Raw genomic sequence first — 25,080 nt, 5'->3', positions numbered from 1 at the left:
GTCAGCCTGGATGGTTCAGGGTTGCCTGCAGTTCACGTGGCGGTGACGGCAGAGTAGGGAACAGTCGCCAAACGAGTGGAGATCGGGGAAGGACCACAACCCAGATGGTCGCCAAAACTATCGCGAAATAATTGAAAAGACGATTGTTTTCGACATACCAGCGCTCAACCGTTCCTTTATATGGCGCGACCACACGATGATAATATTCAAGGGCATCATGCTGGCCATGAAGCATGCTTTCTTCGTCCCGGAAGATGACGGAACCAATGCCCGACAGACCCGGACGAACGCGCAGAACTATGGCCTGCGTTTCAGGCGCATAGGCACCAAAGGTCTGCTTCGTCAACGGACGCGGACCGACGATGCTCATGTCGCCGAGCAGGATATTGAACAACTGCGGCAGTTCGTTAATCTTAGTCTTGCGCAGGAATTTCCCGACGGGGAGGATGCGCGCATCACCTTTCACCGTTACAGTGCCGGTACCGATACTGGGGCTATTTTTCAGCATCGTTGCAAACTTGAAAAGATTGAACGGCCGTCCCCCCTTGCCGATGCGCTCCTGAAGGAAGAAAATCTCACCCTCGCCTGTAAACCGTAGCAGCAGGGCAATCGGAATGAGCAGCGGGGACAGGACGATCACCGCAAGTCCTGCAAACAGGATGTCGAAGCAGCGTTGCATGGTCACATTCTCTGGTCGAGATACTTCCCGGTTTCCTTGTGGGCAAAATCCGGGAGCAACGTGAAGAATAGATCGACCAGATCACCCTTGTTCCAGGATGTCTGCGCGAGGAGCTGGCTGATCTGTTCTTGGAAATGATCAAGGATTTTCCGATCGAAGGATGCCGGGTTGCGAATCACACCGACCGAACTGAAGCGCACCATGTCAAGGTCTTCCTTATCGGTGAAGAATTCCTCGAAATCCTTCTCACCCGTCGTATCGCTGGAGAAGAAATAGCAGGGCCAGTATCTTCGTTCGATCAGCTCTGCTGCCCGACTGCGCGCCTCGTCCTCGCTGGCACATTCGAATGGCTCATAGCCAAGCGCGCGCAGGTAACGGACGGCAATCTCCGAGAAAGTGATGAGGTGGAGTTTCTCGCTGAGCTTCGGAAAGAAAATATCGCGATTCTCGCCCATGATGCAGGACATCAGGCACAACTCACCCGCTTCCTGCGGCGTGACGAAATAGCGACGTACGTCGTTCGGAGCCGAGATCGGCTGGCGCTTAGCAAAGCGGTGGTTGAACCCCTGCAGCAGCGAGCCATCCGAGAAAGCGACATTGGCGAAACGCGCCATCGAAATCGGCTGCACGAGACTCTCCCGCATCAGGAACATCTCCATGATGCGTTTGCTCGCACCCATCATATTGACGGGATTCGCAGCCTTGTCCGTCGATACGCAGAAATATTTCTGCGTACAGCCTTCATGGGCCAGCTGCAGGGTCTTGAGAGTGTTGAAAATATTGACCTGGACCATGCGCATCAACGTGAAAGGATCCTTCTCGCTGCGCACATGCTTGAGCGCCGAGAGGTTCAACACATAGTCATAGCCCCCCTCTGCCACCATAAGCGCCTCGAACTCGCGCCCGCCACAGTCAATGGCGAAAGTTCGAAAGTCTCCGTCTATGTAGCCCAGCGTACTGCGCAGATCGCGCACCAACTCGACCATATTGTTCTCGCTGATGTCAACAATATGCAGCGCTTTCGGGTTGCGCTTGAAGACCTCGCGCGCCACGGCCTGCCCAATCGAACCCGCACCGCCGATCACCAGGAAACGCGCGTTGCGGACAGTTTCCGCCATCACATCGCCATATGTGGCCAGATCGGCTTCGAATAGCGCCCGATCACGGCCGACCAGAGAAAGAATATTCACGCCCGACCTCGTCTCAACTCCGATTGCACCGACTTTCTTGTATGCCACTGCCGTGCCGCATCCTGCACCGCTATCTCTGCCGCCACCAGCGGCCGCCAATCTAGCATATTGCGCGCCTTGGCAGTGTCGACCTGGAGTGGTGATAGTAACCGGTCGAGCAAGGCACGTTTTCCCAGAAGCCCGGACATCCAAAACAAGAAAGTCGGTGGGACAGTAACAAGATGGGGGGAGCGCCCCAAGCCGCCAGCGATCAGTCGCAGCATTTTCGCAGTCGACAGGTCTTGCCCATCGGCGACCAAGAAGATCTGGTCGGCCGCCCGAGGATGCATGATCGTCGTTGAGATGAAGTCGACGAGATTGTCGCGCGCAACGAAGCTTCGCGGCGCGTCGGCCGCCCCGAGCGGCAGCGGCAGACCGCTCGCCGCCAACGCCAGCAGCCGGCCGAAATTGCCAGGCGCATCAGGGCCGTAGACCAGAGGCGGACGGATGATCACCAGTTCCATGCCGGTGTTGGTCGCCAGTTGCCTCAGCCCGGTCTCGGCCTCCAGCTTGCTGCGGGCATAATCCTCGACCGGCTGTGGCACATCTTCCTCTGTAAATGGCCTGATAGTCCAGTTACCGTTGACACCGATTGAACTCAGGAAGATGAAGCGTCGGACACCGGCGGCGGCGGCTTGGCGAGCGAGCGCGAGCGACGCCGCGACGTTCGTCTCGCGAAAGGCCGCCATCCGGTCCGGATTTCGATCGTTGAGCTTGTGCGCCCGCGCCGCACAGTGCACCACATAACTGACTCCGCTCAGCAGACCGTGCCAGTCGGTCGCACCATTGATCGTGCCGATGCCATGAAGGGGAACCATCTCTTCGATCGTACCAGCGCGGCGGCCGACCGCACACACGTCGAAGCCAAGGCCCAGAAGATGCCGCGTAAGTGCCCGGCCGACGAAGCCGGCCGCCCCGGTGACTAGAACCCTGCTCATGCGATGAGATTGAACTGTTCTATCATCCGGTCAAGCAGCCGGTCGCTGGCATGTTCGCGGATAAAGCTGGCCTCAATCGCCTCGCGGTTACGAAGCGACAGGCGCCGGTCGGCGCCATCGCGCGCGGCGTCGCGGATTGCCTGCACGAGCGCATCAGGATCGTCCGGATCGATGACGACATTATTGTCAAAGCGCGCGAGCATCTTTCGGGCCTCGCCGCCGCCGCCATAGACCACATATTTGCCCGTCGACAAATATTCATAAAGCTTGGAGGGCATTGCACCTTCGAAATTCGCCGACAACTGTGCATACAGGATATGGGTCCGATTGTAGATTGACCGTACCTCATCCCAAGCGATGCGGCCTGTCATATGGACGTTGTCGAGTGCCATGCTCTTCCGTAGCATCGAGATTTCAGTCAGAGCAGTGCCACCGCCGACAATGTTGAAGCGGACCTTGGGCAGCATCTGTGCGGCCCGGAGCAGAATCGACAGATTCTGCGCCACGCCGACATTGCCGATGTAACTGACCTCAAGCGCGTCCGCGCGCCGGATGCCGTTCGGGGCAAGCAGATCAAATTGTGACTGTGCGATACCGTTGGGCACCAGAACAATCTCCGAAGGCGCGATCCGCAGTTTGTTCGCAAGATAGGCACGCTCGCGTTCGTTGGTGCAGCTGATGAGGTCGAAGCTGCCGAAGCGTCCGTGAGCCAGATGCCGAAACAACAGCTTGGCGGCACGCTGCAAGGGTTGGGAGTCCGGAAGATATTCCCAGGTCAGATCGCGCACGTCGAGCAGTTTGCGTCCGCCTGAGAGTAGCCCGACGCGAAATAGCAGAAACATCGAAGGGATGGTGACAAGCACAATGTCTTCCGGCGTGGTACGGACCGACTGCAGGATGGCTTTCGCAGCGCGCCATTCATCGATTGCGCGGCGGACGAAGTTGCGCTGCGGCGTTGCAACCGCACCAAGGCGGTCGTGCCGAAAGCCCGGCCGATCGTCGTCGAGAGTTGTCGTTCCGCTACTGACAAGGCGCACGCGAAAACCGCGCGCCACTGCCCGATCGATGAGCGGCGTCAACCGGTTACGCACGACCGGCTCATCCATTGGGTAGCTGGTGACGATAGTGAGGCTGCGGGTCAACATGACGCGATCATCAGGAAACATCCGGGAAACGCCAACGGAGGCTGGCGGCCGACCGGCCATCGACCAGGGCGATGGCGATGCAATGGGTCGGCGCGAGATCGCCGAAACCCCGCGCATATTGCACCTGCTCCAGTCGGGCCGTGCCCTTCGCTATGGTGAAATGCAGCTGCTGGCCGTCACCGATGGAGAGCTTGAAACCGTCTAGCTCCCCTGGAGCCACCATGACGTCTGGATGGAGAATGTAGCGCGCAACGGCCGGGACGCCTCCGTCCACCCGGTCCCTAACCGTAAGTTCTGATCCGTTCAGGCGCCAGCGCCTGCGATGCACTGGCTTGCCGGCCAGACGTCGATAGCCATCGTGGCTGCAGGCGACCTCGATCGCTTCGGCCTCTGCATCAATTTCGAGATCAAAGGGATAAGCTCGGCGCGCGACCCGAAAATCACCCCAGACTTCGGAGGAGTTCTGCTCCGCCACCTCTACGGTGCTATGCGCGCTCGTGCCGCGTTCGTATTTACGGCGCGGGTCATTACCATAGCAGGAGGTCCCGCTATTCACGATTACACGCCGGCCGAAGAGGGACAATTCGAAGGACAGGCAGTCCGCGTGGCCGTGGCCCGGCAAATAGTCGGGTCCGATCGGCGCGACGTCGAGCAGCAGCGCGGCATCGGCGCCGTCCACGCGGATATAGCCGCTTTGCTCATAGTGACGAACGGCAGGCCGCGCGGCCGTCACCATCGGCGCAGGCGCGCAGGAGGCGATGCCGAGCCGCGCTGCATAAGCCTGAAGCACGGCGAGGCACGGCGCGATCGCGGGCGCGGCATCGTTGAAATGGCCGATTTCACCATCGGGGTGCGACATGGCATCCAGCCAGCCGAGCATACGGCCGGACGCCTCGCGCCAGCGCTCGACCGGTCGGGCAGGAATCCGCCCGTCCGTCCGCCGCGCCGCGTTGAGAAGATCCAGAAGGTCTTCGAGAAAAATGGCGTGATACATGGGGCTGAGTTCGAAATTTCCACCGTCGGCCAGCAGTTGCCCGGAGAGCTGCCGGTCGATGATGTGAAGCCCGGTATGCAGCCACGCCTCAGCCTCCGTACCGCGAAAGCCGAGACCCGCGAAGACCAGTGCCTTGGCGTTGGCGAACAAGTGGTTGCCGAGAAGATGCCATTCGAGCCGCCTCGACAGCCAGCGCGCCTGGACCGCGAGGCTGTTCCAGCATGGTTGCGGCAAAGCATGGCCGGACCAATGCCATTTCAACCAGTTCACGATGCGCAGCGAAGTCGGATACGGTGACCAGCCAATGCCCCGCGCAGGGGGATTCGCGTGGACCCAGTCAGCGAGCAGTACCCGATGCCAGTCCGTGCGCGCCTCGGCGCCTTCGGCGTTGAGGTCATCGAAATAATGCAGGTTGTAGCGCCAGAGTGCATCCCGATCCGGTGCGTCCCAGCCGATCTCCCGCAACGTACCATGTCGGCCGAGGAAGCAGAACAGGTCGGAATCCAGAAGGCTCGGATGGCGGCGTGCGGGCGCGACCCAAGGACCAGACGCGGCTTCCGGCGGAGGTGCGGACCGCGCGAGACCGCTGGCCGGGACCGGCAGCAGGCGTTTCAGGCGACCGTAGAACTGGATGGGGCGCAGATACCGCAGGGTGTGCCAATAGAGACCGACACGCGCAACAATGCTCAACGGCCGCCCCCGGCGATCTCGATGGAAAGGCGGCTGACCTCGAAGATTTCGTCGATGGCGATCGGCGGGGGCCCGCCTTTGGCAACCGCATCGACGAAGGCCTGCGTACAGGCCGACTGACCCTTGTCCTGCCGCCACAGGCGCATCGTTTTGGCGCGCGACCAGCCATGCGCCGTCAACGTGCGGAAGTTGTCGAGTTGCAGGATGCGGCCACTGGTGAAGACCTCAAGGCGCTCTTTCGAAACCGCCTTGTTGCCATTAGCGAGATAGTGGACCGTGCCGATCGATCCATCAGCGAACTCCAATTGGATGCTGACGGTGTCTGCGAGCGGCGACTGCATCGCCGATCGGCTCCAACCGGTGACCGGCGCACCCGCCAAGTAGCGGAGCAGATCGATGAAGTGGCATGCCTCTCCGACAAGGCGGCCACCGCCCGCCGCCTGATCCTGCGTCCAGTGGTCCGCCGGAATGGCCCCGGCATTCACTGTCATCACGAAGGCGCGCGGCTCGTTGATCACGGCGAGCATCGACTTCATCCGCTGGACATGCGGTGCGAAACGCCGGTTGAAGCCAACCATCAGACAGGGCGCCCGCCCGGCATCGGCCGCAGCACCATAATCGGCCTCGATTGCGGCCAGCTCGGCGAGGGTCAGGCACAGCGGCTTCTCGACGAAGACATGCTTGCCCGCAGCCAGAGCCTTGCGCACGAAATGAGCGTGGCTATCGTGCTGCGTCGTGATGACGACAGCATCGGTGCCGGGGTCGGCGAAGATGTGATCGCTGTCGGTGGTCGTTTCGGCGAAACCGAACTTCCGGCCAGCGTGCAGCCCGGTGACGCCGCCGCTCGAGGCGATGGAGCGTAGGTGCGCGCCGGTCTTTCTGAATGCTGGCAGCAGGATGGCGGAGGCATAGTTGCCCGCCCCGATGACGCTGATCGACGGCGCGGCGCCGGTCGGCATGGTCTGGACCAGCGGCACTGTCCGCGCCGTAGTATCGATCCTGATACCTGGATAGTCGAGCACGATACCGAGCGACGGTTCGGAACCGCTGATGAGGTCATAGGCCTTGTCCGCCTCGGCGATGCCGAAGCGGTGAGAGATCAGCGGCCGCACGTCGATCCGCTTGTCCGCCATCATGTCGAGCACTGCCTCGAAGTTGCGCTGTTCGGTCCAGCGCACGAAGCCGACCGGATAGTCCTGCCCCTTCTCCTCATAATTGGGATCGTAACGACCCGGCCCGTAGGAGGCCGACACCTGGAAGGTCAGTTCCTTCTTGAAGAAGTCGTCGCGCGACAGCTCCAGTCCGGTGACACCGACCAGAACGATACGGCCGCGCTTGCGGCACATGGTTGCCGCTTGGTGTATCGGTTCGCTACTCGACGTCGCGGCAGTGACGATAACGGCATCAACACCGCGCTGCCGCGAATATTGCCAAGCGGTCGTCACCGGATCTTGACCGGCGGCGAGGTTCACTACCTCTGCACCGAATTCTCGCGCGAGCGCCAGTTTGCGTTCATCGAAATCGAGGCCTAACACACGGCAGCCATTGGCACGCAGCAGTTGCACGGTAATCAACCCGACCAGTCCAAGGCCGGTGACAACGACCGTCTCGCCGAGCGTCGGCTGCGCCAGCCGGACACCCTGGAGCGCGATCGCACCGAGCACGGTGAATGCCGCCTCATCATCGCTGACGCTTTCCGGCACACGGGCACACAAGTTGATGGGTACGCCCACAACCTCGGCATGCTTGCCGTTGCTGATGACCCGGTCGCCGGGTTCGAAGCCGGCTAGGGCCGCTCCAACTTCGACGACACGGCCGACATTGCAGTAGCCGAGCGGCAGCGGCTGATCGAGCTTATTGAGCACGGCATCAATCGTGGGCAGCACGCCGTCGGTACGGAGCTTATCGAGCACCATCCGAACCTTATCCGGCTGCTGGCGGGCCTTCTGGAGCCAATTGCCCTTGCCGAACTCGACCAGCATCCGCTCGGTGCCAGCCGACACTAGAGTCTTGCTGGTCTCGATCAGCAGCTGGCCCGATTTGATGCGTGGCACCGGCACCTCAGCGATCTCGGTCGTCCCATCGTTCAGACTCTGCAATACCTGCTTCATGGCATGGCCCTCGCGTTGCCGAAGAGCGCGCGCTTTTCCTCGCGGTTCGGATAGTTGATGAGGACCGCCCGGTATTTACCCTTGAAAACGAACAGGCTGCCGGCGGCTGCTCCGATAATATGATGCTGCGCGATCAGATCGCGAATATCGTCGAGAGAGCCCGCGCCACCGAGTGCTGTGAGCGGCAGGCTTGTCGCGTTCCGGATCTGGCGGACCAAGTCCTTGTCATAACCCTTCATCTCGCCGTCGCGATCAACATTATTGAGCACGATCTCGCCGGCCCCGAGTTGCTCGACACGGCGAGCAAACTCGACCGGATCGAGACCGCTTCGTTTGGTGGCATTGTAGGTGACAATCTCCGGCCGCCGCAGCAGGCCGAATCTCTTGACGTCTAGCACCACCACCACGCTCTGGCTCCCGACACGCCGGGCTGCCTCTCGAACGATCTGGGGATTTTCGACGGCGGCCGCGCTGAGCGCGACCTTCTCGACACCGAGCGCGATGATGCGCTCGATCTGCCCAGTGGTCTTGACGCCACCGCCGTAGCAGAGCGGCATCCGGCACTCATTGGCAAGATTGGCAATAAGCTGATAGTTTGGCTCACGGTCGTGGGGGCTGGCGTCGATATCGACCACCATCAGTTCGTCGACTTCCTTCTCGTTCAGAATGCGGACCGCGTTGATCGGGTCGCCGACATATTTCGGGTCACCGAAACGGGTGGTTTTCACCAGTCCGCCCTCATGAATGAGCAGGCAGGGAATGATGCGGGCACGCAGCATGATCAGAGCTCGGCAAAATTCTGCAGCAGGCGAATACCCCAAGCGTGGCTCTTCTCGGGATGGAATTGCGTGCCGTAGACATTGCCGGAGCCGACAGCCGCCGTAAACTCGACGCCATAGTCGGCGACTGCGAGCGTGTCAGCGGGATCGGTCGGCTGCATGAAGTAGCTGTGCAGGAAGTAGAATTGCGAATCGTCGAGTTGCTGGAACAGCGGATTTTCGCCAATCAGACGCACATGGTTCCAGCCCATGTGCGGCAATTGCGTCTGCTGCCGGAGCGTGGCGATGTCGAACCGCAGCACTTCGGCATCGATCCAGCCGAGCCCGGCCAGTTCGCCTTCCTCGCTGCGCAAGGCCATCATCTGCATCCCGACGCAAACGCCGAGCACGTCCACCTTGCGGTCGCGCACCTGAAGGTCGAGCGCGTCGCGCAGGCCCGAGCGGTTGAGTTGTTCCATCGCCCAGTCGAACGCGCCGACGCCGGGCAGGATGATTTTGCGCGCTTTCAGCAGATCGCCGGGCCTGTCGACGATCGCGACCGGGATGTTGAGCTGACGGTAGATATTCGCAAAGGCGCGAATATTCCCCAGTCCATAGTCAACGAGCGCGATCATCGCTTACCGCCAATTTCCAGCCCCAGCACCCGCATCACGCGCGCGCCCAGATCGTAAATCTGACGCTGGTTCTTGTAGTCACGATAACTCTTGAGCGGCAGCGCCATATAACTTTCCAGTTCGCCGATGCTGATGCCGAGCTTGTTCGCTACAAATTCGACTTCTTGCCCGATGGCCTGCTGGTCGTAGGGCGGCTTCTCCAGCTCTGCGACCGCCTCCTCGCGCGTCATTTGCCCGGTCAGGATCAGGCTGGAGAACTGCACGCGGCGAACGTCATAACCGAAGCGCTTGGGCAACCAGTAGCTTTCGTAGAATTTTGTGAAGCGGGATTCGAAATGCTTCTGCGGGTAGGGCTGCCAGGCGAACCGCTCGATAAGCAGCGCCTTCGCCTCCTCCTTGATGTAGGGCACGTAGTTGAGCGGTTTCAGCACCTTGATGCCCTTGACATAGGGCAGCCACAACTTGTGCCAGAGGATCGAGGTCGTCGGATAGGTCTTGAGCGGGCGCGATCCGAATTTGGCATGGATGTCGCGCAGCTGGCGCGAATCGGACTGGTAGTACATCCACTCGACCGGGTTACGAACGCATTCGGTCGAAAGATTCGCGCCGGTCAGGATATATTTGACCTTATGCTGCGTCGCGAACTTGTACATGGTCGCGAAGAAGGCATGATCCTGCGGTGCGTCGATATGCGACACGCCGGAACGGAGGAACGCAAGCTGGAGATCCTTCATCTCCTCCCAGTTGATGACCTCTGTGAACAGGTCCAGTCCGAGCCCATCGACAAGACGTTCGATATTGTTGACCGCAACCTGGGAGTTCCATCCCGCATCAACATGGAACACCAGTGGCCGCAACCCAAGTTCCGCCTTTGCGATATAGGTGAGGTAGGAGCTATCGATCCCACCACTCATGCCGATGATGCAATCGAAATCCTCGCCTTTGCCCGCCGCGCGGACGGCGCTCACCATCCGGTCGAGTTCCTGCCGGCCGCGCGCATCGGTGTGCCAGTTGGACAGAGTATGGCAATAATAATTGTTGCAATGGTCGCAGACACCCTTGTCGTCGAACCGGATCATCCGGTCGCTGGTGTCCATCACGCAGGAAGTGCAGATCCGATAGGCTCTTGTCATGGCTGCTCTGCAAGTGTCTCGTCGATGAGGGCAAGGTAGGCGTCAAAGGCTTGGTTCCAGTTCATCATTCCTTCGAGCAAGCGCCGACCCTCCGCAACTCTTTTCGCGCGCTCCTCTGGATGGACGAAGGCGAAGCCGACCTTGTCTAGTATATCGCCAGCGTCCAGCGGATCGAAATAGAAGGCTGCATCCTTGCACACATCCAGCGCGAACTCGTAGTGGCTGGTGAAGATCGGCTTGCCGTGAAACATTGCCTCGACATAGGTGCCCGAGAAGGATTCGAGCAGCGTCGGCAGCAGTAGCGCGTCGGTCTGGCGGTAGAGGCCTGGCACTCTTGCCATCGGTACCGGACCGACGTTGATGATGATATCGCCGAGCTTGCGTTCCGCAATCGTGGTGAGCAGTTCGTGCGCACCCTGCCCCTGGCCGGCATCAATGGTGATGACGATCTTCAGGTCGAGCTGCCGCTCTCGAATCAGTTCGGCGAGGGGGACGAAGATTTCCAAATTCTTGTGTGAGTAATAGTGACTGAGGCACAGCAGCTTGAAACCGCCGCCGAGAGCGAAGTCGTAGGACCCTACGGCCGAGAGATTATCGAGCGACACGGCATTGGGGACGACCGGCATCCGGTCGATGCCGTACAGCGACATCAGTCGGTCGCGAATAGCCGGCCCCTGCGCGATCATCACGTCGATGTACCGAAGATAAGAACGAAAGAAATGGAGCTTCATTCGCCGCTTGACGGTGTCCGCGAAATCCCCGCGCTTCCAGGCCGGCGACTGCGGGTAAGCGGCATGTGGCCAGTCGAACAGAAAAATCTGCGTCGTCCGCGTTCTGATGGGTATGTCAGCGAGATTGAAGACCAGATCACAGCAGTGCCGGCGGATCATGCGCGGCAACGCCGTGCTCGCCGCTAGCGGAAGCAGCATGGTCTTGCTCAACACCGGCATCGGAAGCAGCCGAACATTCGCCGAGGCGAAAGTCGCATAGCTCTCCGCATCGGGCACTGTGACGCTGAAACGATGCTTTGATCCCCTGGCATTCAGAACCGATAGGAAGTTGGTCAGGATGCTCCTGCCGCCGCCCGACTTGGCACTAATGCCGTTGATAAGCACATGCGCCACGGTCAGACTTCCATACAGGAGAGCGCAGCGCGGAAACCGCCAACCATACCCTGAATCGAAGCCTTCTCGATATAGTGAGCATAGGCGTTTCGACCCAGTTTGCGCGCATAGTCCGAATCTTCAACCAAACGGAGCATCGCGGTTTCGAGCGCGCCTTGGTCGCCGTCGCAGAAGATGCCGTTATGGCCGCTGATGATGTTATGCTTCTCTCCCCCGGAGATGGCGTCAGCCTTGGTGACAAAGGGTACACCGAACGCCATGCTCTGAAGCACTGCCAGCCCGGCCTGTCCGAACGAAACCGACGCGATGGTGCGGGCATAATAGCCCTCCAGTCGTTTTGGATCCTCAATCTTGCCGGTCAGGATGACGCTGCCGGCGAGATCAAGTTCGGCGATCAGCGCCTCAAGCACCTCCCGGTCCCGGCCTTCGCCGATCAGATACAGCTTGAGATCGCGGCCGCTCTTATCGAGCACCGTTCGAAAGGCGCGCACCGTCACATCGTTCCGCTTTCGCGGATCGAGTGTTCCGACATTAATGAAGCAATCCTTCGGAGCCGTGTCGGCAAAGGACTGATGATTGTCGACGTGGAAAGTATTGTTCGCGACGAAGAGCCTGTTAGGCGCAAGGCCGCGGGCCTGGAACTCATCGCGGATAACATGATTGTAGAAGACGACCGGGTTGTCGCGGCGCACGAGCCATGTCTTCACCGCCAGCGCCAGAGCGCTTGCCCCCTTGTCGAGCCCCCACCAAACCCACTTTAGCCGTCGCTCGAATCGGAACATCGCGACGAAGGACAACAGGTTGCGCAGGTCCGCCGAAGCGATGACGGTGGTTGGCGTGAGGCGCATGATGGCGTCGTTCAGGCCGATCTGAAGATTGAACGGCCCGAACTGCCGCTGCGGCACGATCAGTTCCTTGAAGCGCTCGCCGTCGGTCCCGACTGGCTTGCCGGAATGAAGAACGATGACCTCATCGACATCGCAGAGCGCATTGAAGAAAGCCCGGCGATAGTGGGGGAGTTGGTTCTGGACCACCAGAATCATAAATGCACCAGCAATTAGAGGGATATCTGGGTCAGACCATTGCGGCCCGAGCAAACGTGAACTCCTCGTTGGTTCCGGTATTGCGCCAGACACAAGAGAAGCCGAGCGCCTCCAGCGCCTCGACAGCCTGTCGTAGGCGCGCCGCACCGAAATTCGGCCAACGGTGATGAAACTCAATGCACAGGATGTCGATCTCCATGGCGCAACTCTGGAAGTCCGCCGACCCGAGCAGGTCGAACTCGGCGCCTTCGATATCCATCTTGACGATCAGTGTATCGCACTCAGGAAGCCGGCTGATGGCCGTACTTAGACTGCTCAGTTCAACCTCGAGTTCGCCGCCCTTGAGATGATTTTCGGCATTGAGCGACCCGCTAACATGATTCCGGTTCGACGGAAGATAGAAGATCGCCTTCCCATCCTCTGGCGCGAGACCATGATTGACAAAGTCGATCGCGGGATTGCCCCGAGAATGCACGTAGTGTGCAGCCTTCGGCGTCGGATCGAGCGCCACGACACTCGCACCGTAGCGGCTAATCAAATCCTCTGAAAACGACAGGTCCTCGCCGACACCGGCATCGATCACGCCGACCCGGCCGCCGATCCCATCCACTGGCAACTTCCATCCGCCGTAGGAAGGATTGCCGCACCAGGCCAGCTTGCCTTGCGGTTTGGCCGACACCCACACGTCGCGGCCCGTCATGATCCGGGCGAGCACGCGAGCCGATCGTGCGAGCGAAAGCATGTTTTTCATCATAAGCTTCCCAACTTTCGAAGCTGGCGCCAGTTCACGAGCATGCCAGAGCAGGCGAATTCCCGCCAGCTTCCTCGATAAAGAGTTCGTTCCAGATGTGAACCTGATAAAGGCGGAACAGAAGCCGTTCATATTTGCTGCGCAGCAACTGATCCGACCTTGCGAAGTCGCGAATCCGGTGGCTGAAGATCGGCCAATCAAGGATCGACGAGTCTCTCAGGTCCGTGATCATCGAGGCTTTGGTGGACGGCAGGATACCGGACGAGAAGCCGAGCTTATCCCGCTCCAACACGTCCCGATAGGAGTTATAGGCCGGTGACTTGCGGAGCGCATACTTGTCAATGGCATCTTGAAGCTTGAGCCCGTCGTCGTGCTGAAAAGCGAACGTGACCAAGCGATGATCCATGAACGGTGAGCGGTTTTCGACGCTGCTCCGCATGGCGACAATGTCGCCATAATAGAGCAGATTCTCCAGCCCGAGATCGTGTTGCGATATCAAGTAACGGTTGAGGAGGTTGGGATTACGCCCCACATGATCCTCGACATCGAGCCAGCGCGGAAGGTTCGGCCCGCGATAGGCCCGGAACAGCCGTTCGTAGCCATAAGCCCAGCGCATCAACCTCTTGAGCGACGACGGCAGTATGTTTCGCAGGAACAGGATGATCGCGGAGACGAAACCGAAACGCAACTGATCGCGGAAGCAAAGATAGGCCTGCCGGAACTTGCCCCGCGCGAGATACCAGGGAATGACGAGCATGAAATAGCTTTTGTAGCCAGCAAGCAATTCGTCTGCGCCTTGGCCGTCGAGCGCCACACGCACGCCGTTCCGCGCGACCGACTCGTAGAGATAGTCGACAGAGACGATCGCCGGCGAGGAATGGCCACGCCCGAGGTGGCGCACCAGCGCCTTGAGGCGCCTCTTGTAGTCGGATGGTTCCTGCTCCTGGACCCTGACATGCAGGTCGAGATCCAACCGGTCGGCAACCGTTTCTGCGAAGCCTCTCTCGTCATGGCAGTCTCCAGAGGAAAAGGTGAAGGCAGGAACTCCCTTAGTCTCGCCGCTATGTTCCCGTGCATAATGTGCGACAAGCGTGCTGTCGACGCCGCCCGACAGGAGCAAGCCGAACGGAACGTCCGAGCGCAGCCGCAATCGCACGGCATCGCTCAGCAACTCGGAAAATGCCTCGACAGTGTCACTATCGGTCAGTGCAATCTCCCCGTCTGGATAGTGCCAGTAGGCCTTGCTTTCCCATGTTCCTGACGCCGATATCTTCAGATAATGAGCCTTTGGGAACTCTTGGATCGTTTCCAGGAAGGTACGTCCGCCGCCTTCATAGGTTCCTTCTTTGAGGAACATCTGTATGAGGCCATAGTCGATGCGCCTGTCGACAAGCTCGGCCAGTTGCTGAAACTCGCTAGCGAACAGAACATCCGAACCATTACGGCTCAGAAACAAGGGTTTCTGCCCGAAGCGGTCCCGCGAAACGGTCAACTCGCGTTTAGCCGTATCGTATATTGCGAGCGACCACATGCCGTTCAGTCGAGCGAAACATTCGGCGCCCCATTGTGCGTAGGCTTGGATCACCACTTCGGTGTCGGATTCGGTACGGAAGCTGCGCCCGAGTTGTTGCAACTCAGCGCGCAACTCTTCATAGTTAAAGATCTCGCCGTTGTAGGTCATCAAAAGTTGCTCAAACCGGAACGGTTGGTTCGAGGCGACATCGAGATCAATTATCGATAGCCGGCTGTGACCTAAGAAACAGAAACCGTCCCGGATATGATCGATATTGTCTGGACCGCGATGGCTTGCCGTTGCAATCGCCCGCACGAACGCCTTGTCCCGCGCATGCGCCAGACCCGCGTGATTGAAGGCGATGAAAATCCCGCACATGTTACCCTGCTATGTCTCGAGGTGGCTGTCCGTCAGTCGAGCAGACAGGCGGCCAAGTTAGTGTCGATCGCGTCAGCCGAATGATCAATGCCCAGCCGGTGAAGATTGCCCCGCATCCGTGCTATGTTAGCGGGGCTATATGCACGCCGGAAATATTCTGGCCAGTCTGGATCGTCGAAATCGACCAGGTAACCCAGCGGGCCATAATGGACATGATAGGATGTCATCGGCTCCATCGCCCGCGCAATATAAGGGATGCCGAGCGCAAAGCTGTCGCATAAATTACCCGACAGTTTGCCCTCGAAATCCCTGGTATGGCTGAGAAACAACAATGTGCTGCTACGAGCCGCCCGAAGGTAGCTTTCGTGACTTTGCCAGCCGTCGACGACCTGGACATTGGAGCGCTCCGCGATATCGGGCAGCTGTGCTCTCAGCAAAGCACGATCGACATTGTAGAGCCGGTATAGAAACCGCCTTCCACGGTCCGCCCTGATAAGGCAGAGCAATGGATCGATCGGCTTCTCGCGCTTCTCTGGTCCGAAATAGGCGATAATAGGCTGGTCCGTGCCGAAATCCATAGACGGCGTATACTGTGGCATCATCATGTGATGCTTCTTGATCACCGCCTTTGCTCCGGCCCGCTTATCGAGATCGGTAACAAGCCGACGTTCATGAGCAGTGTGAAGAACCAGCCGCTCGAGGCTGCCGTTGATCAGGAGCAAAAAAATTTTCAGGAACGTTCGATACCGTGCGATCCGGCCACTTGAGAAATTGTTGGTGGCGATGAGGACCAATCGTGGAAGGCGCAGCAGGTTCTTCAGAAGGAAGACGATGACATCGACCTCTGAAAAGCCCAGAAAGATGACCCGGTCACCGCGATCTAGGCGCGGTTGGCCATCTTCGAGCGCATGAATTCTATCACAGTCAGCCGGGAAGCTGTTCAGGATGCGCTCGGCTGAATAGCGCGATGTGTACAATCGAAAGTCGACGCCCTTCCGATTGAGGAAATGGAAATAATACTCATCATCGAGCAAGAAATGCCCACTCAGTGCATTGACTGCAAACCGTGAGATCAGGACAAGCTTGGACATGTGCCGAATGCAGCGTCTACTGGTGCAGTATCATGGTCAAAGACGACTCCGTCTCGCTCCCGGCAACAGTCTCGAAGCCGAAGCTCCGATAAAGCCGGATAGCCGCTGCATTGTCGTTGTCGACGCGCAGCGTAATAACTGGGATGCGGAGTGCCGCAGCCGCTTTCAGCAGTGCGAGCATCATGATCCTGCCCCAGCCCTTACCAGTCTCGCCATCCGCCAGCGCGATACCGAGCCAGACATTGCTTCCGTCCGGGTCGAGGTGCCCGTAACCGACGACACGGCCCTCGACCTCCAGCAACAAGGTCGCCAGATGGGACTGGATGACGGCTACACTACGCTTGTCAAAATAGCGGAAACTCTTCCGACCCTCGGCCAGCCTGTTGTAAAATGCTTGGATCAAGGCTCCGCCCTCTGCCAGATGCCGCGCATCCTGCAGGCAGTAGGCTGTCGACGGTTTGCGGTGCTGTTCGATCAGAGCACACAGCGTGGTGCAGACCTGCCCGATTTCTTCCATCCCGAGCGTCAACGCACAGGGCAGCACTATGATAGTCTTGTGCAGGCGGTCCGCGACATCGCTGTGGATAAAGTCCAAATCGTCGTTATAGGGCAATGATGAAGCTGGATAAAATCCGGGACGTGCTTCGATCCCGGCCTTCTTGAGTAGACGCAGCAGATCATCACGATCGACAGTGAGCCCATCCAACCAGATACTGACAGCCACCGCCCACAGATAGTCCTCGCTTTCCGGATGCGAGGCCTGAAGTTCTATCGCCCAATGCCCCGCCAACAGACGACGATAGGCCTCGGAATTCTCCCGCTGCTTGCGCAGTATCCCGTCGCGTTCCTCCAGCTGGGCGCATGCAATCGCCGCGAGCAGGTTGGATAGTCGGTAGTTGTTGCCAGCAATCTCGTGCAAATATTGCACCTTCTGCCTGTCGAGACCATGACTGCGCATCAGCCTTGCCATCGCAACCCTTGCAGGGTCGTTGACGAGAACCGCGCCGCCTTCACCGCAGGAAATCGTTTTGGTCGCGTGCATGCTGAATGTTGCGACGTCGCCATACTGGCCAACGTAGCGGCTGTCATGCTGCGTGAACCAGGCCTCGGCGCAATCCTCGATGACCCAGATCCCCTGCTCCCGCGCCCAGGCACAAATCTCGCGGATCGGCGCTGCGGCACCATAGTTGTGGACGACAACAACGCCCACCGTGCGGAAAGTCTGCGCTGTTTGCAGCGTCTGGACTGTCTGGTTCCAATGCAGCGGGTCAACATCGCAGAAGACAGGCACGGCGCCGAGCTGACGCAGCACGTTTCCGGCAGCCTGAAAGCAGAACGCAGGCACGATAACATGGTCACCGGGCCGCACATCAAGCGTCTGAAAAGCGAGCTGCAGAGCTGACGTGCCATTGCTCACGGCAAGCGCCGTTGAGCCCGGGAAAAGGCCTTCGAGTTCCTTTTCCAGCTTCTCGACATAAGCGCCACCTGACACCCAGCCTGACTGAAAGGCATCGATCAGGTAATCCAGCTCGCGACCGACCACCTTGAACCCGGACCAGTTGATCATGAAACTCTCCATCGTAGCGCGCCGTAGGCCAACATGCCACCTGCAGCCGCCTGAACAAATTGTGCGACGACGATGACTCCGATGAACAGCGAAAGCGGGCTGGAGGCCGACAGGCTGAACATGATCAGCAGCATCATGAAGGAAACGGAGACGTTGACGAACAAATTTTGTCTTATGAGATCAAGCGAAAGAAGCACTAAATCAGTCAGGCGGACAAGGCTGATGGACACGAACAGCGGGCTGATCTCACGCAAAATCTGCCCGGCGAGCTGATATTCCGGCCCGTAGATCAGATGGATCAACTGTGGCGCAAGCACAAAAATCAACGCAGCTCCCATTGCCATAGGCAGCGTGGCGAAGATCAGATAGCGGCCGACAAGATCGTGGCAGCTCTCCTTATTGCTTTGGCGCATCGCTTCGATGAGGGGCGGGCGGAATGCGCGATCAACCTGGCTCTGAAAGATCGATGCCAGCGTGATGAATTGAAATGCCAGCGACACGGCCGCGAAAACCTCGAGCCCCTGCTTGCCCTGAATGATGATGCGGCTGAGGTGGCCATAGCCCAGCTGCGCCAGGGCAATGGTCAGCAAGGGCCAGTAGCTGACAACATAAGACAGAGTTTCACGCACTGGCGCAGGTTTCAGCCGCAAGAGGAAACGGCGATAGACCGTGGCCTGTGCCAGAAGCGATGCGAGTGACACGACTGCGTAGCTCGCATACACCACCTCACCGAATGCGAAGAAGGATAGCAGCATCGCATTGCAAAGCAGCAACAAGAACTTCTCCGCACAGGTGATTGCCGCGAAGCTGAGATTCGACCGATGGTATTCGAAAAGAACGCCAAAATTAAAGGCAGGCAGCAAGAGCAGGAACGTTTGCCATGGCATGTCGATCAGGTCGGCAAGCCTTGCAACGCTCAGCACACAGCCAAGGATCAGGAATACCGACAGCCGAGCGGTGAAGATGGTGTCGAAGGCAGCCTGTGGGTCCCCTTTCCTTATCGTCAAATGCGTGAAGGCGGCATCGGAGGCACAGTCGATAAGAGTCGTCATGATCGCCGCCCAGGCGAGGCAGAGCGCATAGGTGCCAAAGTTGATGCTGCCTCCGTCACGCGCCAACAGAATGGTCAGGGCGTAGCTGCTGATCGTACCCAGAGCGCTGATCGCTGTGGACCCGCTAAGACTTTTGACGAGCGACATGCCGTGATCAGCCTACCCGCTCACGCGGAAAGAAGCGCACGATCATCGATGTCAGAACCAATCCCGATGTGGCGAAGGTCGTATTGAGCAACAGGATGCCGAACAGCACGCCAATCCAGGGGCGCCCTCGCCACATCTCCCTTATGGACAGGATATAGATTAGATAGACAACGGGCAGCAGGCCGAAGCGAAGCCCATAATCGATCCAGAAATCATGAAGGTTGAAATAGATTGAGGTTCGAATCTCCTCGGTGCTGAACGCCGTCTGTTCATAGGCCAAGAAACCCAGCAACCCCTGCGTATCGACTACACCGGAGCCGAGCCCACTCCCGAAGATCAATTCCAAAGGGTGACGCGAGAAGAAAAGCTGGTGCTCAGCGAAGCGCACGCGATCCAGCGTCATGAACATCTGCATGATTTCGGACGAGTCAAAACTCTCGAAGATGACTGCGATGAACGACAACGCCTTCACCCGCACCAGGGGTTCGCTCTTGAGCAGCGCAACAACGTCGACATTGGCGAGCATGATAAATATCGTTGCTGCGGCAAGATAAATCTTCCACTTCCCCGCCCGGATCGAACTGATGACCAGCGCTACCGACACAAGCCCAATCGCGGACAAGGTGATCATACGGCTGCCATACAGGGAGATTAGGAGAAACGTGATGACCATCAGCGCCAACTGCGCCATGTGAGAGTGGCGGTACGTGATGGCGTAGAGTGCGGGGAACACTGCGAACGCCTTTAGGCTATCGTAGCTCAGATAGTCGAACGAACCAAAATCGTAAAAAAGAACAGCATTAACTGCCTCGCCGGCGACATAGCCCACACCGCCGGCAAAGAGCACGAAAGGGTCTAGGCGGACATCCCCGCGAACAAACAGGAAGATGGACAAGATAAAGAGCGCTTGCACATCACGCCTCAGCGTCGCGCTGTCGAAGACTGCGGCGGCGTCTGAAATACTGAGCAGCGTACCTATGATAAGGCCCGAGACCAAAAACGCCGCAAGTAACAGTGCCTTCTCGTGTATCTGCCGCCGGCTGAGGCAAATCATCATCCCGATGCCCGACAGATAAATAACGTAACGCAGCGGTGCGGGCGTCTCGGTATAAGCGCCGCCGCCATTATCCACCGAGAAGACAAGCGACAAAATCAGGCAGGAAAGCGCTGTCCGAAAATTCTGCTGCACGAGGTAAAAGAGAAATAGGCTATAGGGCAGCACGCATATCAGGCTGTTCGCCGGATCGAGCGTGAAACGCTGCACTGCTGTGAAACCGCACAGAAGCAGCAGAATGGCCAGAATCGGCTGCCGTACTGTCGCTGTTGACCGCCGCCCGACGTGTACGCTGGACGGCCCGTATTGCCCGGTGGTCTCAGCCCCAACCGTCACGTGCGCTTGAACCTGAGTCAGAGTTCGACGATTTCGAGCTGTGGCAGCGGAAACACCAGCCGCCGCCCCTTGAGCTTGCCCAGTTGCTCGAAAAACGGTCGGAAGTGCCAAGGCAGAACAAGCAGATAGTCAGGGTCCAGCGCAAGAACCTCATCTTCCGATCGCAGAGGGATCGCGGTGCCGGGTGTATATTTCCCGAACTTGTCTTCGTTGACCTCGCCTATGGCTGACAACAGTGAAGGACCGATTCCAAAGTATTGCAGCAACACGTTGCCCTTGGTCGACGCGCCCAGGCCGTACACCTGCTTGCCGTCCGCACGCGCGCCTTCCAGAAAAGCGCGCAGGGCCCGTCCAGCCTCCTCAACCCGTACCTTGAAGTCGCCAAAGGCCCGCGGGCTTTGTAGACCTAACGCCTGTTCCTCGGCAAGGATCTGTGTGATCTGCTCCAAGTTAACGGCATGGCTCGATCCGGCCTTTGCGGCCACGATCGAAAAGCTGCCACCGTTAATGTCGTTGAACTCGACGTCGAGAATCTTCAGACCGGCCGCTGACGCAATCCACTCGATCTGCCGGAGGCCATAGAATTCGAGATGCTCGTGACAGATGGTGTCGAACGAGTTTGTGCGCAACATTGTAGGTAGATAGCTCTGTTCCAGAACCCAGATACCTTCCGGATCGAGCGCGGCGGCGATCTCGCGTGCGAATGCCACCGGATCTTCCAGATCGTAAAACATCGAGAAGGAGGTTATGACCTTCGCCTTACGCCCACCGAGCGCCTGGGTGACAGTTTCGGCCGAGAAGAAGTCTGGAATCAAGCGGATTTCAGGCGGGTAGTAGCTGGCGAATTTGACGCCGGTCGGATCGATGCCGACAAGATCATAGGCGCCGGCTGGATAGGATCTGAGCGTGGTCGCGTCGTTACTACCGACATCGATCACTAGATCGCCGGGCTGCAGCACTCCCCGTTCAAGGATGTTGCGAACCTTGCGCTGCAAGTGTTCGACCATGCTTCGGTTCAAGCCAGAGCGATAGCCATAGTTATGGCCGTACATCTCGCGCAGGTCGTAGCTCTGCAACAACTGCACCAACCCGCATCCGTCTGGCGCGGTACACATCACGAGATCGACCGGACCGCTGGAAACCCTCTCCTCCGGAGAGGCCGGAAACACACCGGTTAGAGCCTGTTCGCCCAGCGAAAGCACAGACGTCAGTGTCTTGCTTCGACAAATGCGGCACTGCGTAATCGTCGTATACATTTTTGACCTCACAGCACGATAAGAGCTATTCGAAATAATCCAGAGACTTGTAGCCGTGCCGCTTGATCAGCTCGTCACGTTTCGACGCCTGAAGATCCTCACGCACCATTTCCTGCACCAGCTCGGCGAAGCTTGTTCGGGGTTGCCACCCAAGGAGACGGCGTGCTCGATCAGCATCACCCAGAAGTGTCTCGACCTCGGTAGGCCGAAAATAGCGCGGATCGACGCGGACAACCACTTGATCGGTGCCCGCCATCGTGCCGGTCTCAGTCACCCCTTCACCCTGCCAAACAATTCCCATTTCAAGCTCGGCCGCAGCCGCATTGACGAAATCGCGCACGCTGTGCTGTACGCCGCTGGCGATCACGAAGTCACGCGGCTCATTCTGTTGCAGCATCAGCCACTGCGCCTCGACATAGTCGCGCGCATGGCCCCAATCCCGCCGCGCATTGAGGTTCCCGAGATAGAGGCAGTCTTGCAGCCCTAGCTTTATGCGCGCCAGCGCTCGTGTAATCTTGCGCGTGACGAAGGTCTCACCGCGAATGGGACTCTCGTGATTGAAAAGGATGCCATTGCAGGCGTAGATGCCATAAGCTTCCCGATAATTCACGGTGATCCAGTACGCGTAGAGCTTGGCGACCGCATAGGGGCTGCGCGGATAGAACGGTGTCGTTTCGCGCTGCGGCACTTCCTGCACCAAGCCGTAGAGCTCGCTGGTTGATGCCTGGTAGAAGCGCACTTTCTGCGTCAAACCGAGCAAACGAATGGCCTCCAGAATGCGCAGGGCTCCGAGTGCGTCGGAATTGGCTGTATATTCAGGCTCTTCAAAGCTCACGGCGACATGGGACTGGGCGGCGAGATTATAGATCTCATCCGGTTGGACCTTCTGGATAATGCCCAGAAGACTTGAGCTATCCGTCATGTCTCCAAAATGGAGGTACATATTGACGGGACCATCATGGATATCTCTGTAAAGGTGGTCGATCCGACCGGTATTGAATAGCGATGCCCGGCGCCGGACGCCGTGCACTTCATAACCCTTGTTTATAAGGAATTCGGCGAGATAGGCGCCGTCCTGCCCGGTAATTCCTGTGATAAGAGCCTTCTTCATTCCATTCTTTCATCCATTTTGGTACGATCGCCAAAGACACGAGAGATTCAGCAAATTTAAGCGATGCGCTCTGACCGCTGACACTTCGGGCCAGACTTCCCTTCCCCACCGGTACCGCATTCTTCCTGCAGCGCTTCAATCTCGGACTTGAGGGCTTCGAATTCAGCCAGTTTTCGGGCCAGAAAACGTGTGGTCAGCGCCGTCTTTTCGGTCAAGCCGCGGGGTGTTAGGAAATAAGCATAGCGGAGCTTATTGTGAGAGGCGCGAAAATTGCCGACCTTTATGAAACCCTTCTGAATCAAAGCGTTCAGACAATAATTCACCGCTCCGAGGCTTATGCCAACCTCAGCTGCAATCTCGCGCTGGCTGTATTCGGGGTGTGCATCAAGTAGACGCATCACCCGAAAATGCGCATCCTCGCGTCCGGATTCCACATTGCGCGACATGGACTCGGACTACCTCTGGAATTGTGAAGCATAGCTACCGCACGAGAGGAGCCAAAACTCTTCCCGGCAGACAGGTGCGTGATATGCAGCTAACCGCGCGCGTTCACACATGAACGCCATGCATTATAGAGATGCAGCACAAAAGACAACCCTGGCTGCCGCGCACCACCTCCCATAATCTGAGATGTTAGCCCTAACCCGATCTGAGAATTGCACTCAGCCTACACGCTCGTTATATTGTTCAATCGTGAACGTTCCGGCAAAAGGGGGACATCATGCACGCCAATTCCAAGCAAATGCCGTGGTTCGTTGTCCAGATCAAGCCGCACTGCCTCAAAGTCGCGGAACGTAATTTAAGGCAACAACAGTTTACGATTTTTTCGCCGAGGCGGAAGGTTCCGCGACGAAGAGCGTCCGGGTTTCAGCAAGTCCTCGAACCATTGTTTCCAGGCTATGTATTCATAAGCTTCGACCCGGAGTCAGCGGGCTGCCGTGCAATCAATGCCACCTACGGTGTGGCACGGCTTGTAAGCTTCCACGAATACGCTCCAGTGCGCGTGCCGGATGCGCTTGTGGCCGCCGTCAGAGCACGCTGCGACAGCAACAACCTGTTCATTGAGCGCGATGCAATCGGCACAGGAGACGCCGTGCATGTGGTGAAGGGGCCATTTGCCAGCCTGATCGGGACGGTCGAGTGCCTAGGGCCACAGGAGCGCGCGTGGATCCTACTCGACATCCTTGGGCGTCAGACGCGCGTCCATGTCGACACCGCGAACCTGCTTCGCGTTCAGTCGAACGCGGCGTGAAGAATCATTCCGACATGATGCGGCGGCCGCGAAACTGACGCAGGACTATTACGACCCCCACACCTATGGCCGCACCGAACATCACGGCGAACACAAGAACGGGTATCGGCTTGGGACTTGTCGGGTACAATGAAGGGGTGGCTGGACCAAACGGTTCGGCCGCAAAGGCAAGCCGAGAGCTAGCCATCATTCTCATTTTTTCTTGTTCGGCCAGCGCCTGAGCAAGGGCCTCGCGATGTTCGATCAGCGTTACATGCTGCAACTGACGTGACAGATAATCGATGTAAAGATTCGCACGAGCGAGAGCCTTTTGACGCAGGCTTTCGTCAAGCTCCTCATGAATAGCGCTCAGAAACTTGACGGCGAAGCGCGGATCCTCATGCTCATAGGTGATCGTAGCAATGGATGTCTTGGCGTTCTGGGTAAGCTTGACCCGTTCCGACAGGTACAGTTGAAGGTGCGCTGAACCGGGTGGCCGCCAAGTATAGACTGGCAAGCCGAGAACAGCCCTGACCCCCCGGACGGTTTCGCCAACAGGCCCACGACCTGGTTCCACGAAACGCTGCGTTCTATCGTCCCATTCCGATTTGAAAATGACCTGCATTAGATCCCGCCGCTGCGCCAGTGCTTCTGCGACGACCTGCGAGTCCAAACCCTCTGTGTAAAGCTGGAAAGGGGAGGCCCCTTGTCCCTGCGAAAGGTTGACACCGGCGATCGATGCCAAGCCCGATAATCCGCCAAGAGAAGACCCGACTGAACTGGTTGAGCTGACCGGCGTAACCTTCATCCGCGCCGTATATTTGTAGGTCGTGGCATTCAAATAGATGAGGGCTACGACAAAAGCTGCAACCACACAGGCGAGAAGCACCCAGCGCCCTGCCCAGAGACTATCGAACAGCTCCTTCAGGTCGAGAGTGTCAACATCGTTCGGCTCGCGCGCGATCACAGCATTCGAGTCATTCATTTAGGCTTCAGACCATCCTGCTCAGCAAATTTTTGAGGCTTGCCAGCAACGCCTCTTGCCAAAGAGCTACCCCAAACATTTCCATGGGCATAGTATAAACCGGCCAGCATTCCCAGCAGGGCGCTAATA

At 58.3% G+C, this 25,080-nt stretch carries 22 protein-coding genes; 1 reads left to right on the top strand and 21 read right to left on the bottom strand.

Annotated elements, in window-relative coordinates:
* Position 1 precedes the first annotated feature (1 nt).
* The 20 genes from ACE3TJ_RS14385 to ACE3TJ_RS14290 are packed head-to-tail and all read right to left on the bottom strand — an operon-like array spanning position 2 to position 23,181.
* Positions 2-679 carry a sugar transferase gene (locus ACE3TJ_RS14385; RefSeq protein ID WP_374597302.1) on the bottom strand — a complete coding sequence of 226 codons (678 nt, stop codon included), beginning with the start codon at positions 677-679 and terminating at the stop codon, positions 2-4.
* A gap of 2 nt (positions 680-681) precedes the next feature.
* Positions 682-1,869, bottom strand: coding sequence for a UDP-N-acetylglucosamine 4,6-dehydratase (locus tag ACE3TJ_RS14380; RefSeq protein WP_374597300.1), 1,188 nt, complete (start codon positions 1,867-1,869; stop codon positions 682-684).
* Positions 1,866-2,846: an NAD-dependent epimerase/dehydratase family protein gene (locus ACE3TJ_RS14375; protein ID WP_374597298.1), complete on the bottom strand. Its 981-nt coding sequence runs from the start codon at positions 2,844-2,846 to the stop codon at positions 1,866-1,868. Before ACE3TJ_RS14375 ends, ACE3TJ_RS14380 begins: the two co-directional genes overlap by 4 nt.
* Positions 2,843-3,991 carry a glycosyltransferase gene (locus tag ACE3TJ_RS14370; protein WP_374597296.1) on the bottom strand — a complete coding sequence of 383 codons (1,149 nt, stop codon included), beginning with the start codon at positions 3,989-3,991 and terminating at the stop codon, positions 2,843-2,845. The genes ACE3TJ_RS14375 and ACE3TJ_RS14370 overlap by 4 nt, the downstream gene beginning before the upstream one ends.
* Positions 3,992-4,001: 10 nt before the next feature.
* Positions 4,002-5,675: a heparinase II/III family protein gene (locus ACE3TJ_RS14365; RefSeq protein ID WP_374597294.1), complete on the bottom strand. Its 1,674-nt coding sequence runs from the start codon at positions 5,673-5,675 to the stop codon at positions 4,002-4,004.
* Entirely contained in the window at positions 5,672-7,786 is a 2,115-nt protein-coding gene (locus ACE3TJ_RS14360) for a bi-domain-containing oxidoreductase (protein WP_374597292.1), read from the bottom strand. The genes ACE3TJ_RS14365 and ACE3TJ_RS14360 overlap by 4 nt, the downstream gene beginning before the upstream one ends.
* Positions 7,783-8,565 (bottom strand): AglZ/HisF2 family acetamidino modification protein, encoded by a 783-nt coding sequence (locus ACE3TJ_RS14355; RefSeq protein WP_374597290.1) that lies wholly within the window; start codon positions 8,563-8,565, stop codon positions 7,783-7,785. The genes ACE3TJ_RS14360 and ACE3TJ_RS14355 overlap by 4 nt, the downstream gene beginning before the upstream one ends.
* A gap of 2 nt (positions 8,566-8,567) precedes the next feature.
* Positions 8,568-9,179 (bottom strand): imidazole glycerol phosphate synthase subunit HisH, encoded by a 612-nt coding sequence (gene hisH / locus ACE3TJ_RS14350; protein WP_374597288.1) that lies wholly within the window; start codon positions 9,177-9,179, stop codon positions 8,568-8,570.
* Positions 9,176-10,312, bottom strand: coding sequence for an N-acetyl sugar amidotransferase (locus ACE3TJ_RS14345; RefSeq protein WP_374597286.1), 1,137 nt, complete (start codon positions 10,310-10,312; stop codon positions 9,176-9,178). Before ACE3TJ_RS14345 ends, hisH begins: the two co-directional genes overlap by 4 nt.
* Entirely contained in the window at positions 10,309-11,436 is a 1,128-nt protein-coding gene (locus tag ACE3TJ_RS14340; RefSeq protein WP_374597284.1) for a glycosyltransferase family 4 protein, read from the bottom strand. Before ACE3TJ_RS14340 ends, ACE3TJ_RS14345 begins: the two co-directional genes overlap by 4 nt.
* A 2-nt stretch (positions 11,437-11,438) precedes the next feature.
* Positions 11,439-12,479 carry a glycosyltransferase gene (locus ACE3TJ_RS14335; RefSeq protein ID WP_374597282.1) on the bottom strand — a complete coding sequence of 347 codons (1,041 nt, stop codon included), beginning with the start codon at positions 12,477-12,479 and terminating at the stop codon, positions 11,439-11,441.
* Between the two features lie 31 nt (positions 12,480-12,510).
* Positions 12,511-13,230: an FkbM family methyltransferase gene (locus ACE3TJ_RS14330; protein WP_374597280.1), complete on the bottom strand. Its 720-nt coding sequence runs from the start codon at positions 13,228-13,230 to the stop codon at positions 12,511-12,513.
* 34 nt (positions 13,231-13,264) lie between these two features.
* Complete coding sequence (asnB, locus tag ACE3TJ_RS14325; protein WP_374597278.1) at positions 13,265-15,121, bottom strand: asparagine synthase (glutamine-hydrolyzing); 1,857 nt, start codon at positions 15,119-15,121, stop codon at positions 13,265-13,267.
* A gap of 32 nt (positions 15,122-15,153) precedes the next feature.
* Entirely contained in the window at positions 15,154-16,212 is a 1,059-nt protein-coding gene (locus ACE3TJ_RS14320) for a hypothetical protein (protein ID WP_374597276.1), read from the bottom strand.
* Between the two features lie 16 nt (positions 16,213-16,228).
* Positions 16,229-17,779, bottom strand: coding sequence for a GNAT family N-acetyltransferase (locus tag ACE3TJ_RS14315; RefSeq protein WP_374597274.1), 1,551 nt, complete (start codon positions 17,777-17,779; stop codon positions 16,229-16,231).
* Positions 17,776-18,978, bottom strand: a complete 1,203-nt coding sequence (locus ACE3TJ_RS14310; protein ID WP_374597272.1) for a lipopolysaccharide biosynthesis protein — start codon at positions 18,976-18,978, stop codon at positions 17,776-17,778. Before ACE3TJ_RS14310 ends, ACE3TJ_RS14315 begins: the two co-directional genes overlap by 4 nt.
* Positions 18,979-18,985: 7 nt before the next feature.
* Complete coding sequence (locus ACE3TJ_RS14305; RefSeq protein WP_374597270.1) at positions 18,986-20,368, bottom strand: hypothetical protein; 1,383 nt, start codon at positions 20,366-20,368, stop codon at positions 18,986-18,988.
* A gap of 17 nt (positions 20,369-20,385) precedes the next feature.
* Positions 20,386-21,624 carry a class I SAM-dependent methyltransferase gene (locus ACE3TJ_RS14300; protein WP_374597268.1) on the bottom strand — a complete coding sequence of 413 codons (1,239 nt, stop codon included), beginning with the start codon at positions 21,622-21,624 and terminating at the stop codon, positions 20,386-20,388.
* 25 nt (positions 21,625-21,649) lie between these two features.
* On the bottom strand, positions 21,650-22,735 hold the full coding sequence (gmd, locus tag ACE3TJ_RS14295) for a GDP-mannose 4,6-dehydratase (protein ID WP_374597266.1): 1,086 nt from the start codon (positions 22,733-22,735) through the stop codon (positions 21,650-21,652).
* Positions 22,736-22,791: 56 nt separating this feature from the next.
* Complete coding sequence (locus ACE3TJ_RS14290; RefSeq protein WP_374597264.1) at positions 22,792-23,181, bottom strand: MarR family EPS-associated transcriptional regulator; 390 nt, start codon at positions 23,179-23,181, stop codon at positions 22,792-22,794.
* Between the two features lie 275 nt (positions 23,182-23,456).
* Here ACE3TJ_RS14290 and ACE3TJ_RS14285 point away from each other — a divergent pair, with 275 nt between their 5' ends.
* Positions 23,457-23,987: a transcription termination/antitermination protein NusG gene (locus ACE3TJ_RS14285; protein WP_374597262.1), complete on the top strand. Its 531-nt coding sequence runs from the start codon at positions 23,457-23,459 to the stop codon at positions 23,985-23,987.
* A gap of 4 nt (positions 23,988-23,991) precedes the next feature.
* Here the strand turns inward: ACE3TJ_RS14285 and ACE3TJ_RS14280 are convergent, their stop codons facing one another.
* On the bottom strand, positions 23,992-24,951 hold the full coding sequence (locus ACE3TJ_RS14280; protein ID WP_374597260.1) for a Wzz/FepE/Etk N-terminal domain-containing protein: 960 nt from the start codon (positions 24,949-24,951) through the stop codon (positions 23,992-23,994).
* Positions 24,952-25,080 lie beyond the last annotated feature (129 nt).

Source organism: Sphingosinicella sp., assembly GCF_041916975.1.
In the GTDB taxonomy this organism is placed as follows: domain Bacteria; phylum Pseudomonadota; class Alphaproteobacteria; order Sphingomonadales; family Sphingomonadaceae; genus Sphingosinicella.
The sequence above is the reverse complement of the archived record's forward strand: the minus strand, read 5'-3'. Positions and strand labels throughout refer to the sequence as shown.